Here is a 13,051-nt window from a genome sequence, read left to right as displayed (position 1 = left end):
ACCCGCCGGTCGCCTATGTTGGCCGTGACGAAACTGTGGACGATGCCCGGGGGCTCGAGGCCCTGCGCAGGCATCATGTGGAGGAGGCGCTGTGAGCAGCGACCCGTGGGGCCGCGTCGACGAGACGGGGACCGTGTACGTGCGTACGGCCGACGGCGAGAAGGTCGTCGGTTCCTGGCAGGCAGGCTCCCCTGAGGAAGCGCTGGCCTACTTCGAGCGCAAGTACGAGGGCCTGGTTGTCGAGATCGGCCTCCTCGAGAAGCGAGTGCAGACGACCGACCTGTCGGCGAAGGACGCCAAGGCCGCGATCGACCATCTGCGCGAGCAGGTCGACGCGCACCACGCCGTCGGCGATCTGGATGCGCTCCGGGCCCGGCTGGACAAGCTGGTCCAGACCGTCGAGGCGCGGCGCGAGCAGCGCAAGGCGCAGCGGGCGCGGCAGGCGGACGAGGCGCGGCACGCCAAGGAGGCGCTGGTCGCCGAGGCCGAGGAACTGGCGCAGTCGGACCAGTGGCGGGCGGCCGGCGAGCGGCTGCGGGCCTTGGTGGACACCTGGAAGGGGCTGCCGCGGCTGGACCGCAAGTCGGACGACGAGCTGTGGCACCGCTTCTCGCACGCCCGGTCGGCGTTCTCCAAGCGCCGCAAGGCGCACTTCGCGCAGCTGGACGCGCAGCGCGAGGAGGCCCGCAGGGCCAAGGAGCGGCTGGTCGCCGAGGCCGAGGCCCTGTCGGGGTCGACCGACTGGGGTCCGACGGCCGCGCGCTACCGCGAGCTGATGTCCGAGTGGAAGGCGGCGGGCCGCGCCCAGCGCGAGCACGAGGACGACCTGTGGAACCGCTTCCGTGGCGCCCAGGACGTCTTCTTCGCCGCCCGCAGCTCGGTCTTCGCCGAGCGTGACGCGGAGCAGGCGGAGAACCTCAAGCTCAAGGAGGAGCTGGCCGGTGAGGCCGAGAAGATCCTCCCGGTCACGGACCTGAAGGCGGCGCGGGCCGCGTTCCGCTCGATCAACGAGCGCTGGGAGGCCATCGGCCATGTGCCGCGGGATGCCCGGCCGAAGGTCGAGGGCCGGATGCACGCCGTCGAGCGGGCCATCCAGGAGGCCGAGGAGGCCGAGTGGCGCCGCACCAACCCGGAGGCACGCGCGCGTGCCGAGGGTCTGACGGGCCAGCTCCAGGCCGCGGTGGACAAGCTGAAGACGCAGATCGAGCAGGCGCGCGCCCAGGGCAACAACGCCAGGGCCGACAAGCTCGAGCGGGAGCTGGAGGGCCGCCAGGCCCTGCTGGACCAGGCGCTGAAGGGCCTCCAGGAGTTCGGCGGCTGACCGACGCCCGGCAGGCATGACAGGGGCTCCCGTACCGACGTACGGGAGCCCCTGTGTCGTCTCTCGTGCGGCTCTACGACCTGCTGCGCGCCGACGTCACCCGGTACACGTCGTAGACGCCCTCCACTCCCCGGACCGCCTTCAGGACGTGGCCGAGATGTTTCGGGTCGCCCATCTCGAAGGTGAAGCGGGAGGTGGCGACGCGGTCGCGGGAGGTCTGGACGGCCGCGGAGAGGATGTTGACGTGCTGGTCGGACAGGACCCGGGTGACGTCGGACAGGAGCCGGGAGCGGTCCAGGGCCTCGACCTGGATGGCGACCAGGAAGACCGACGACTGGGTGGGCGCCCACTCGACGTCGAGGATGCGCTCGGGTTCGCGGGACAGTGACTCCACGTTCACACAGTCGCTGCGGTGAACCGATACACCACTACCGCGCGTGACGAAGCCGATGATGGGGTCGCCGGGAACGGGCGTACAACAGCGGGCCAGCTTGACCCACACGTCGTCGACGCCCTTGACGACGACGCCCGGATCGGCGCTGGTGCGGCGTTTGCGGCCGCGTCCGCGCGCGGGCGGCACACTCTCGTCGATCTCCTCGGTGGCGGCCTCCTCGCCACCGAACGCCTGGACGAGCTTCTGGACGACGTTCTGCGCGGAGACATGGCCCTCGCCGATCGCCGCGTACAGCGCGGAGATGTCGGGGTAGCGCATCTCGTGGGCGAGCGTGACGAGGGAGTCACCGGTGAGGATCCGCTGGATCGGCAGGTTCTGCTTGCGCATCGCGCGGACGATGGCGTCCTTGCCCTGCTCGATCGCCTCGTCGCGGCGCTCCTTGGAGAACCACGCCCGGATCTTGTTGCGGGCGCGCGGCGACTTCACGAAGCCGAGCCAGTCCCGGGAGGGGCCCGCGCCGGCCGCCTTGGAAGTGAAGACCTCCACCAGGTCGCCGTTGTCCAGGGTGGACTCCAGCGGGACGAGCCGCCCGTTGACCCGCGCCCCTATGGTGCGGTGGCCGACCTCCGTGTGGACCGCGTACGCGAAGTCGACCGGAGTCGCGCCGGCCGGGAGCGCTATGACGTCGCCCTTCGGGGTGAAGACGAAGACCTCGTTGCGGGAGAGGTCGAAGCGCAGCGACTCGAGGAACTCGCTGGGGTCCTCGGTCTCCTTCTGCCAGTCGAGGAGCTGCCGCAGCCACGCCATGTCGTTGATGGCGTCCTTGTCCTTGCCGGACGCCTTGGGCACGTCGGTGCGCACCTTGGAGGCGCCGGCCACGGCCTCCTGCTTGTACTTCCAGTGCGCGGCGATGCCGTACTCGGCGCGGCGGTGCATGTCGAACGTGCGGATCTGGAGTTCGACCGGCTTGCCGTTGGGGCCGATGACCGTCGTGTGCAGCGACTGGTACATGTTGAACTTGGGCATCGCGATGTAGTCCTTGAACCGGCCGGGGACCGGGTTCCATCGCGCGTGCACCGTGCCGAGGGCCGCGTAGCAGTCGCGGACGGTGTCCACGAGGACGCGGATGCCCACCAGGTCGTAGATCTCCGCGAAGTCGCGACCGCGGACGATCATCTTCTGGTAGACGCTGTAGTAGTGCTTCGGGCGGCCGGTGACGGTCGCCTTGATGCGGGCGGCGCGCAGGTCCTGCTGGACCTCGTCGGTCACTATCGCGAGGTACTCGTCGCGCTTGGGCGCCCGCTCGGCCACCAGACGCACGATCTCGTCGTACATCTTGGGGTAGAGGATCGCGAAGGCGAGGTCCTCCAGCTCCCACTTGATGGTGTTCATGCCCAGGCGGTGGGCGAGCGGCGCGTAGATCTCGAGCGTCTCGCGCGCCTTCTTCTCCTGCTTCTCGCGCTTGAGGTAGCGCATGGTGCGCATGTTGTGCAGGCGGTCGGCGAGCTTGATGACCAGGACGCGCGGGTCCTTGGCCATGGCGACGACCATCTTGCGCACGGTCTCGGCCTGCGCGGCCTCGCCGAACTTGACCTTGTCCAGCTTGGTGACGCCGTCGACGAGCAGGGCGACCACGTCGCCGAAGTCGCGGCGCAGATCCTCCAGGCCGTACTCGGTGTCCTCGACCGTGTCGTGCAGCAGGCCGGCCATCAGGGTGGCCGGATCCATGCCCAGCTCGGCGAGGATGGTGGTGACGGCGAGGGGGTGCGTGATGTACGGGTCGCCGCTCTTGCGCTTCTGGCCGCGGTGCCAGCGCTCGGCGACCTGGTAGGCCTTCTCGATCTGCCGGAGCGTCGACGTCTCGATCTTGGGGTCGTTGCTGCGCACTATCCGCAGCAGCGGCTCCAGCACCGGGTTGTACGGGTTGGCACGCTGGACGCCGAGGCGGGCGAGGCGGGCGCGGACGCGGTTGGAGGAGCCGGAGCGCGGGGTCTGCGGCGTCGCGGCGGGGCGGATCGGGGGCGTGGGCGCGGGGCGCTCGGCAGGGGCAGGCTTGGGGCGCGAGGACTCTGCCGCCTTGGCGACGGGCGCGGACTGGGCGTGCTCCACCGACCCGCGGGTATCGTTCTTCGTGTGCGGCGCGGGTTTGGCCGCGGGCTCCGAGGCGCGCTCGGGCTTGGCGGCGGTCAGGTGCTGGGCCTCGTCTGGCAAGAGGGCTCCTCGTGCGCGATCCGGGTCCCCCGGTCAGGCTCCGGAGACCCCATGGTAGCGATCCTGAGCTCCAGGATCGCCCTCAGACCGATCTGAGGACCATGTACCCCGATAACACCAGAGGCGGGCTCCGGATTCCTCCGGGCCCGCCTCAGCGGTGTCATACGGGTGGCGTGCGCCTTTCGCCTGCCTTGCGCGCAGGTGCCGGGCCGACGTCCTGAACGCCGGCTCAGACGGTGAGGAGCGCCTCCAGGGGTGCCCCGTCGAGGGCCGGTTCCAGGCGGGCGCGGCCGTTCAGGAACGCCAGTTCCATCAGGACGGCGACGCCCGCGACCTGGGCACCGGCCCGGCGGATGAGCTCGAGGGAGGCCTCGGCGGTGCCGCCGGTGGCGAGGACGTCGTCGACGACCAGGACACGGTCGCCTCCGGTCAGGTCCTCGGCGTGCACCTCGATCTCCGCGGAGCCGTACTCCAGGTCGTACGCCTGGCGGAGGGTGGCTCCGGGGAGCTTGCCCGCCTTGCGTACGGGAATGAAGCCGACGCCAGCCCGGACGGCGACCGGGGCGCCGAGGATGAAGCCACGGGCCTCCAGGCCGACGATCTTCGTGGCGCCGGTGCGCCCGGTGATCTCGGCCAGCGCGTCGGTGAGCGCGGTGAACGCCGCCGGGTCCGCCAGGAGCGGAGTGATGTCCTTGAACATCACGCCCGGCTCCGGGTAGTCGGACACGTCGCGGATGCGGCTGAGCAGCAGCTCCTTGATGTCGGTCATCGGCCCTTCCCCGAGGGTCGGCCGCGGCCCCGGTTGCGGGACGCGGGCTGGTTGCGCGGGCCGACGACGGCCGGGGCTGCGTCCTCGGGCTCGTCGGCGAACGACTCGCCGGCGGTCTCGGCCTCCAGCGGCTCACCCTTCTCCCGCTTGGCGAGGACGCGCTTCTTCAGGGCCTTCATCTGCGGCTCGCGCTCCTTGAGGTCGGCGACGAGCGGCGTGGCGATGAAGATCGAGGAGTACGCACCGGCCGCGAGACCGACGAACAGCGACAGCGAGATGTCGTTGAGCATGCCGGCGCCGAGGACACCGCCACCGATGAACAGCAGGCCCGCCACCGGCAGCAGCGCCACCACGGTGGTGTTGATCGAGCGGACCAGGGTGCTGTTGATGGAGCGGTTGGCGACGTCGCTGTATGTCCAGCGGGTCTGCTTGGTGATGTCCTTCGTCTGCTCCTTGAGGCTGTCGAAGACGACGACCGTGTCGTAGAGCGAGTAACCGAGGATCGTCAGCAGACCGATCACCGTGCCCGGTGTGACCTCGAAGCCGACGAGGGCGTAGATGCCGACCGTGATGGTGATGTCGTGGATCAGGGCGACGAACGCGGCGAGCGCCATGCGCCACTCGAAGGCGATCGCCAGATAGATCACCACCAGGATCAGGAAGATCCCGAGGCCCTGCCAGGCCTTGTTGGCGATCTGGTCACCCCAACTGGGGCCGACCAGTTCGGCGTTGATCCTCTCCGAGTCGACCTTCAGGTCCTCGGCGAGCGTTTCCTTGATCTGGTCCGACCTGTCGGTGTCGATACCGGCGATCTGGATCCGCAGGCTGCCGTTGCCGAGCCCCTGGACGATGGCGTCGTGACCGGACGCCTCCTCCGCGTACTCCTCGGCCTGGGAGACCGAGACGGACGTCTTCGGCGTGGTGAAGACGGCACCGCCCTGGAACTCGATGCCCATGTTCAGGCCGCGCACCGCCAGGCCGACGATGGCCGTGATGGTGATCAGGATCGAGATGCCGTACCAGATCTTGCGGTTGCCGACGAAGTCGTAACTGACCTCGCCTCGGTGCAGTCGGGCGCCGAGGTTGCCGAGCTTCGACATCTCACGCCTCCTTCGTTTCGACGGGGGCGGCGGGACGGCGGGTGCGGCGCAGCGGCGGCCGGGCACCGAGTCGCTTCGGGTCGAGACCGGACCACGGGTGGCCGCTGGCGAAGAACTTCCTGCGGGCCATGAGCGTCAGCAGCGGCTTGGTGAAGAGGAAGACCACCACGACGTCCAGCAGGGTGGTCAGGCCGAGCGTGAACGCGAAGCCCTGGACCTTGCCGACGGTGACGATGAAGAGCACCGCGGCGGCGAGGAACGACACGAAGTCGGAGACCAGGATGGTGCGCCGGGCGCGCGGCCAGGCCCGCTCGACCGCGGGGCGCAGCGAGCGGCCCTCACGGATCTCGTCCCGGACCCGTTCGAAGTACACGATGAACGAGTCCGCCGTGATGCCGATCGCGACGATCGCACCGCAGACGGCCGGCAGGTTCAGCGCGAAGCCGATGGCCGGGCCGAGCAGCGACATGATCACGTACGTGAGGGCGGCGGAGACCATCAGGGAGAGGATCGCGATGAACGACAGGCCGCGGTAGTAGACCAGCAGGTAGAGGACGACCAGGGCCAGACCGATGGCACCCGCGATGAGACCGGCCTGGAGCTGCTCGCCGCCGAGCGCCGCGGTCACCGTGGTGACGCTGTCCTCCTTGAAGGTCAGCGGCAGGGCGCCGTACGACAGGATGTTGCCGAGGCTCTCGGCCTCCTGCTGGGTGAAGCTGCCGGAGATCTCGGCGTTGCCGCCGGTGATGGACTGGCTGACGAACGGGCTGGAGACGACCTCGCCGTCCAGGACGATGCCGAACTGGTTCTGCGGGGACTGGTTCTGCGCGAGCTTGCCGGTGATGTCGGCGAACTTCTTGGCGCCCGCGTCGGTGAAGTCCATCTGGACCTTCCAGCCGGCGCCGCTCTGGGTGTCGTAGACGGCCTGGGCCTTGTCGACCTCGGTGCCGTCCACGCCGGCCGGGCCGAGCAGGTACTTGTACCAGACGCCCTGGATCTCACCGCAGCCGACGGTCGACTCCTCGGGCTTGGCGCCGTCGCCGGCCGTGGCCCGGGTCGCTTCCTTGCTGCAGTCGAGGGCCGCGTACTGGGCCTGGAGCTTGCTGTCGTCGGTGGTGCCGCCGCTCGCCGACGGGGAGGCGCTGGGCGATGCGGACCCCGAGGGGGTGGGAGTGGGGTCGGCCTTCAGTGCGTCGGTGACGGCGCGGCCCTGCGTGGTGACGGACGCCGAGGGGGTCTCGCTCGCCTTCTCGGAGCCGGAGGCCGACGGGCTCGCCGAACCGCTGGTGGAGGCGCTGGGCGAAGGCGACGTCGCGGGGCCGCCGGTTGCCTCGGTGGCGAGGACGGGACGGAAGTAGAGCTTGGCGGTGGTGCCGACCTGCTGCCGGGCTTCCTCCGAGTTGGTGCCCTTGGGGATGTTGACGATGATGTTGCGATCGCCCTGGGTCTGGACCTCGGCCTCCGAGACACCGAGACCATTGACACGGCGGTTCATGATGTCGACCGCGGTGTCCATGTTCTTCTTGTTGATCGCGGCCTCGTTGCCGTCCTCGGGGACAGCCCGGAGCGTGATGCTCGTACCACCGGCCAGGTCGATGCCGAGACGCGGAGTGGTGTGCCCGGAGGCGAACATTCCCCCGGTGAGCGCCACGATGGCGATCAGGATCAGGGCCAGCGAGCGCCCCGGCTTGCTCTGGGCACTCGCGCTCCGGCCCTTTTTAGGTGCTGCCACCTTCTCGTACTCCCTCTCGGGCCGCCGCACGCCGGGTCAGCGGGCGAGCGGCCATGACATGGTGTCGGGATCCCGTGCGAGATGCGCATGTCCCGGGGCGCGCGCGCCCGGCCCGCGCCTTCCGGAACATGACTACTTCGCGTCGGAGCCGCCGTCGGTCTTCTTCGGCTCGTCGTCCGTCTCGGCCGCGGTGCTGTCGGAGGGCTCCTCGTCCGCGTCCTTCTTGCCGAGGTCGACGGACTTGTCGGCGGAGGCGGCGGCGTCGGCGGACTCGTCGGTCTCGGTGAGGGAGGAGGCGTCGTCCGGGACGGAGTCCGCGTCGGACTTCAGGTCGTGCTCGATGCCGTGGACGATGCGGTTGTACTCGTCGTCGGAGAGCACGGCACCGATCGAGTTCTTCGCGAAGAGGAGCTCGACGCCCGGGCCGGCGTCGAGGAGGACCGTGTCCTCGTTGACCTCCTTGACCGTTGCGTACATGCCCCCGATGGTGCGGACGCCGGAACCGGGCTGCATCTGATTCCGCATGTCGACGGCCTGCTGCTGCTTCTTCTTGGCCGAGCGGGTCATCAGGATCATGGCCCCGATGAGCACGATGAACGGGAGGAGGGTCACGAGGCTATTCACGGGACGAATTTTCCTTCGCACGACCGCGCAGGTGAGCGGCCTGATGGATGGGGGTATGTCTGCCGCCGGGGAAGGCGGCATCGGCGGAGTCTAAGCGAGTCCGCGCGCATGGAACAACGCTCAGCATGGCACCGGGGTTCCTGGTCCGGCCAATGCCCTCGCCGTCACGCCCCGAACAGGTCCTGTTGTCCGTTTCCCCCGGCTCCCGTGCGGGGCGGGGTGAGGCCGAGATGCGCCCATGCCGCGGGGGTGGCGACGCGGCCGCGCGGGGTGCGGGCCAGCAGGCCCTCCCGTACGAGGAAGGGCTCGGCGACCTCCTCGACGGTCTCGCGCTCCTCCCCCACCGCGACGGCGAGCGTGGACAGGCCGACCGGTCCGCCGCCGAACAGCTTGAGCAGGGCTTCGAGCACGCCGCGGTCGAGGCGGTCGAGTCCGCGGGCGTCGACCTCGTACACCTTCAGCGCCGCGGCCGCGATCTCGCGCGTGATGATCCCGTCAGCCTTTACCTGCGCATAGTCCCGTACGCGGCGCAGCAGGCGGTTGGCGATACGGGGGGTCCCGCGGGAGCGGCCGGCGATCTCGGCGGCACCGTCGGCCTCGATCTCGACGTCCAGCAGGCTCGCGGAGCGGTGGATGACGCGCTCCAGTTCGGCCGGCTCGTAGAACTCCATGTGCGCGGTGAAGCCGAAGCGGTCGCGCAGCGGGGGCGGCAGCAGGCCTGCGCGTGTGGTGGCGCCAACCAGGGTGAACGGCGGCAGCTCGAGCGGGATGGCCGTGGCGCCGGGGCCTTTGCCGACGATGACGTCGACACGGAAGTCCTCCATCGCCATGTAGAGCATCTCCTCGGCGGGCCTCGACATGCGGTGGATCTCGTCGAGGAAGAGGACCTCGCCCTCCTGCAGGGAGGAGAGGATCGCCGCGAGGTCACCGGCGTGCTGGATGGCGGGGCCGGAGGTGATGCGGATCGGGGCACCCATCTCGGCCGCGATGATCATCGAGAGGGTGGTCTTGCCGAGGCCGGGAGCGCCGGAGAGCAGCACGTGGTCGGCGGTGGCGCCACGCGCGCGTGCGGCGCGCAGGACCAGGTCGAGCTGCTCGCGGACCTTCTCCTGGCCGATGAACTCGTCCAGGTCCTTGGGTCGCAGTGCGGCCTCGACGGCCTGGTCCTCACGGTCGGCGACAGAACCCACCAGCCGCTCCGCGGCGGCGGCGGGGGTGTCGGTCGTGTCGTCCCAGTTCACTGAAATTCTCCTGCGGTGGGCGGTTTCCGGCTTCTCGGGGGCGATTTCAGGACGCTTCTGTCCCGTGCCCTGCACGGTGCCCCTCGTCAGCGGGCTCTGTTGAGCGTCTGCAAGGCGGCCTTCAGCAACCGGCCGACCTGGGGGGTGCCGTCGGCGGCCTCGGCCTGCGGGGCGACCGCGGCGACCGCCTCGTCGGCCTCGCGGGTGGCGTAGCCCAGGCCGATCAGGGCGGCGTGCAGCTGGTCGCGCCAGCCGCTGGTGACCGGGGTGCCGGCCGCGGGGGCGCCGATCGGCTCGCCCAGACGGTCCTTGAGCTCCAGAAGCAGCTTCTGGGCGCCCTTCTTCCCGATGCCGGGGACGGCGATGAGGGCCTTCTCGTCGCCGGTCGCGACCGCGCGGCGCAGGGCGTCCGGAGTGTGCACGGCGAGCATCGACTGCGCCAGGCGGGGGCCGACGCCGCTCGCGGTCTGCAACAGCTCGAAGACCCGGCGCTCGTCGTCGTCCGCGAAGCCGTACAGCGTCAGGGAGTCCTCCCGTACGACCAGGGAGGTGGCGAGCTTGGCGGGTTGGCCGATGCGGAGCGTCGAGAGCGTGTTGGGCGTGCACTGGACGGCCATGCCGACGCCGCCGACCTCGACCACCGCGGCGTCGGGGGCGAGGGCGGCGACCGTGCCGCTGACGAAGGCGATCATGCCGTACGGCCTTTCGATGCTGTTGCTTGTGCGGTGTGCAGGGCGATGGCCTGTTGGAGCCGGTTCTGCGCGGGGGCGCGCCAGATGTGGCAGATGGCGAGCGCAAGGGCGTCGGCGGCGTCGGCAGGCCTGGGCGGCGCGTCCAGCCGCAGCAGGCGGGTGACCATGGCGCCCACCTGGGCCTTGTCGGCACGGCCGGTACCGGTGACGGCGGCCTTGACCTCGCTGGGGGTGTGCAGGGCGACGGGGATGCCGCGGCGGGCGGCGCAGAGCATGGCGACGGCGCTGGCCTGGGCCGTGCCCATCACCGTGCGCACATTGTGCTGGCTGAACACCCGCTCCACGGCGACGAACTCGGGCCGGTGCTCGTCGAGCCACTGCTCGATGCCCTGCTCGATGGCGACCAGGCGGTGACCGAGGTCGGCGTCGACGGGCGTACGGACGACGCCGACGCCGAGCATCGTGAGCGGCCGCCCGGGAACCCCCTCGACGACACCGACACCGCACCGGGTCAGCCCCGGGTCCACACCCAGTACCCGCATGCGCGCCCCTCCCTCTCGATCGCCTGTTTGTGCAGGCTATCGGGTGCCACCGACAACGGCGGCGGGCTGGTGGGGGGCATCCCACCGGCCCGCCGAAACTCGCGGCGTCCGCGGCAGCGCTACGCGCCGACCTTCTCCATGATGTCGTCGCTGACGTCGAAGTTGGCGAAGACGTTCTGCACGTCGTCGCTGTCCTCGAGCGCGTCGATCAGCTTGAAGATCTTCTTGGCGCCCTCCTCGTCCAGCTCGACCTGCATGGTCGGGACGAAGTTGGCCTCGGCGGAGTCGTAGTCGATCCCGGCGTCCTGCAGAGCGGTGCGGACCGCGACCAGGTCGGTGGCCTCGCTGATGACCTCGAAGTTCTCGCCGAGGTCGTTGACCTCCTCGGCGCCCGCGTCCAGGACGGCACCCAGGACGTCGTCCTCGGTCAGCTCACCCTTGGGGACGATGACGACGCCCTTGCGGTTGAACAGGTACGACACGGAGCCCGGGTCGGCCATGGAGCCGCCGTTGCGGGTCATGGCGACGCGGACCTCGGAGGCGGCGCGGTTGCGGTTGTCGGTGAGGCACTCGATGAGCACCGCGACGCCGTTCGGGCCGTAGCCCTCGTACATGATCGTCTCGTAGTCGGCGCCACCGGCCTCCAGGCCGGCGCCGCGCTTGACCGCGGAGTCGATGTTCTTGTTCGGAACCGACGACTTCTTCGCCTTCTGGATGGCGTCGTACAGCGTCGGGTTGCCCTCGGGGTCGGCGCCGCCCATACGGGCCGCGACCTCGATGTTCTTGATCAGCTTCGCGAAGAGCTTGCCGCGCTTGGCATCGATCACGGCCTTCTTGTGCTTCGTCGTGGCCCATTTAGAGTGGCCGGACATCTGCCTGTCTCCTTCGCGTAACCCATCTCTGCAACGACGCCAGAGATCCTACAAGGACTCCGCTGTCCGGTTCGCGCGCACCATGTCCACGAAGAGGCTGTGTACACGGTGGTCGCCGGTCAGTTCCGGGTGGAACGACGTGGCCAGCACGTTGCCCTGACGGACCGCGACGATGTGGCCGTCGTGCTCGGCGAGCACCTCGGCCTCGGCGCCGACGGACTCGACCCAGGGGGCGCGGATGAAGACGCCCTCCACAGGATCGCCCGCGATGCCCTTCACGTCGACCGCTGCCTCGAAGGACTCGTTCTGCCGCCCGAAGGCGTTACGGCGCACGATCATGTCGATGCCGCCGACGGTCTCCTGACCCGAGCGCGGGTCGAGGATCTTGTCGGCGAGCATGATCATGCCCGCGCAGGTGCCGTAGACGGGCATGGCGTCCCGCACGCGCGCGCGGAGGGGCTCCATCACGCCGAACAGGACGGCCAGCTTGGAAATGGTGGTGGACTCGCCGCCGGGGATGACGAGGCCGTCGACCTCGGCGAGCTCTTCGGGGCGCCGCACCGGCCTGGCCACGGCGTCGGCCGCGGCCAGGGCGATGAGGTGCTCCCGTACGTCGCCCTGGAGGGCCAGAACGCCGATGACGGGGGTGTGGCTCATGGGTGTGGTGCCTTACCAGCCGCGGTTGGCGTAGCGCTCGGTCTCGGGGAGGGTGTCGCAGTTGATGCCGACCATGGCCTCGCCGAGGTTGCGGGACGCATCGGCGATGATCTTCGGGTCGTCGTAGAAGGTGGTGGCCTTCACGATGGCGGCGGCCCGCTTGGCCGGGTCGCCGGACTTGAAGATACCGGAGCCGACGAAGACGCCCTCGGCGCCGAGCTGGCGCATCAGGGCGGCGTCGGCGGGGGTGGCGACACCACCGGCGGAGAACAGCACGACCGGGAGCTTGCCGAGCTCGGCGACCTCCTTGACCAGCTCGTACGGGGCACGCAGCTCCTTGGCGGCGGCGTACAGCTCGTGGTTGTCGTAGCCGCGCAGGCGGGCGATCTCGTTCTTGATCTGCCGCAGGTGGCGCACGGCCTCGACGACGTTGCCGGTGCCGGCCTCGCCCTTGGAGCGGATCATGGCCGCGCCCTCGGCGATGCGGCGCAGGGCCTCACCGAGGTTCGTGGCGCCGCAGACGAAGGGGGTGGTGAAGGCCCACTTGTCGGAGTGGTTGACCTCGTCGGCCGGGGTGAGGACCTCGGACTCGTCGATGTAGTCCACGCCGAGGGACTGCAGGACCTGGGCCTCGACGAAGTGACCGATACGGGACTTGGCCATGACGGGGATCGAGACGGCGTTGATGATGCCCTCGATCATGTCCGGGTCGGACATACGGGCCACGCCGCCGTCCTTGCGGATGTCGGCGGGCACGCGCTCCAGGGCCATGACGGCGACGGCGCCCGCGTCCTCGGCGATCTTCGCCTGCTCCGGCGTGACGACGTCCATGATGACGCCACCCTTGAGCTGCTCGGCCATGCCGCGCTTCACGCGGGCGGTGCCGGTCGCAGTGT

12 protein-coding genes are annotated in these 13,051 nt (G+C 69.9%); 1 reads left to right on the top strand and 11 read right to left on the bottom strand.

The features are described 5' to 3' along the window. Window positions 1-91: 91 nt before the first annotated feature. The gene (locus ACKTSN_RS37965; RefSeq protein WP_409473221.1) at window positions 92-1,321 is read left to right on the top strand and encodes a DUF349 domain-containing protein; all 1,230 of its coding nucleotides are present in this window, start codon (window positions 92-94) and stop codon (window positions 1,319-1,321) included. 73 nt (window positions 1,322-1,394) lie between these two features. On the opposite strand, the gene ACKTSN_RS37960 is transcribed toward ACKTSN_RS37965, so the two are convergent. From ACKTSN_RS37960 to pdxS, 11 genes are all read right to left on the bottom strand, one after another. Beyond that, entirely contained in the window at window positions 1,395-3,926 is a 2,532-nt protein-coding gene (locus tag ACKTSN_RS37960; protein WP_409473220.1) for a RelA/SpoT family protein, read from the bottom strand. Between the two features lie 229 nt (window positions 3,927-4,155). Then, the gene (locus ACKTSN_RS37955; RefSeq protein WP_409473219.1) at window positions 4,156-4,695 is read right to left on the bottom strand and encodes an adenine phosphoribosyltransferase; all 540 of its coding nucleotides are present in this window, start codon (window positions 4,693-4,695) and stop codon (window positions 4,156-4,158) included. Beyond that, the gene (secF, locus tag ACKTSN_RS37950; RefSeq protein WP_409473218.1) at window positions 4,692-5,795 is read right to left on the bottom strand and encodes a protein translocase subunit SecF; all 1,104 of its coding nucleotides are present in this window, start codon (window positions 5,793-5,795) and stop codon (window positions 4,692-4,694) included. The genes ACKTSN_RS37955 and secF overlap by 4 nt, the downstream gene beginning before the upstream one ends. 1 nt (window position 5,796) lies before the next feature. Beyond that, window positions 5,797-7,527 (bottom strand): protein translocase subunit SecD, encoded by a 1,731-nt coding sequence (gene secD / locus ACKTSN_RS37945; protein WP_409473217.1) that lies wholly within the window; start codon window positions 7,525-7,527, stop codon window positions 5,797-5,799. Between the two features lie 132 nt (window positions 7,528-7,659). After that, the gene (gene yajC, locus ACKTSN_RS37940) at window positions 7,660-8,151 is read right to left on the bottom strand and encodes a preprotein translocase subunit YajC (RefSeq protein WP_409473216.1); all 492 of its coding nucleotides are present in this window, start codon (window positions 8,149-8,151) and stop codon (window positions 7,660-7,662) included. 164 nt (window positions 8,152-8,315) lie between these two features. Further along, a complete protein-coding gene (gene ruvB, locus ACKTSN_RS37935) occupies window positions 8,316-9,392 on the bottom strand; it encodes a Holliday junction branch migration DNA helicase RuvB (protein WP_409473215.1) in 1,077 nt (358 codons plus the stop codon). A gap of 86 nt (window positions 9,393-9,478) precedes the next feature. After that, a complete protein-coding gene (gene ruvA / locus ACKTSN_RS37930) occupies window positions 9,479-10,084 on the bottom strand; it encodes a Holliday junction branch migration protein RuvA (RefSeq protein WP_409473214.1) in 606 nt (201 codons plus the stop codon). After that, the gene (gene ruvC / locus ACKTSN_RS37925) at window positions 10,081-10,626 is read right to left on the bottom strand and encodes a crossover junction endodeoxyribonuclease RuvC (RefSeq protein ID WP_409473213.1); all 546 of its coding nucleotides are present in this window, start codon (window positions 10,624-10,626) and stop codon (window positions 10,081-10,083) included. The genes ruvA and ruvC overlap by 4 nt, the downstream gene beginning before the upstream one ends. Before the next feature lie 119 nt (window positions 10,627-10,745). Next, window positions 10,746-11,498, bottom strand: a complete 753-nt coding sequence (locus tag ACKTSN_RS37920; RefSeq protein ID WP_224737020.1) for a YebC/PmpR family DNA-binding transcriptional regulator — start codon at window positions 11,496-11,498, stop codon at window positions 10,746-10,748. 48 nt (window positions 11,499-11,546) lie between these two features. Next, complete coding sequence (pdxT, locus tag ACKTSN_RS37915) at window positions 11,547-12,155, bottom strand: pyridoxal 5'-phosphate synthase glutaminase subunit PdxT (protein ID WP_409473212.1); 609 nt, start codon at window positions 12,153-12,155, stop codon at window positions 11,547-11,549. 12 nt (window positions 12,156-12,167) lie between these two features. Further along, window positions 12,168-13,016: a pyridoxal 5'-phosphate synthase lyase subunit PdxS gene (pdxS, locus tag ACKTSN_RS37910; protein ID WP_256361949.1), complete on the bottom strand. Its 849-nt coding sequence runs from the start codon at window positions 13,014-13,016 to the stop codon at window positions 12,168-12,170. Between the last annotated feature and the right edge of the window lie 35 nt (window positions 13,017-13,051).

This window comes from Streptomyces flavusporus, assembly GCF_046267975.1.
GTDB lineage: Bacteria > Actinomycetota > Actinomycetes > Streptomycetales > Streptomycetaceae > Streptomyces > Streptomyces flavusporus.
The sequence above is the reverse complement of the archived record's forward strand: the minus strand, read 5'-3'. Positions and strand labels throughout refer to the sequence as shown.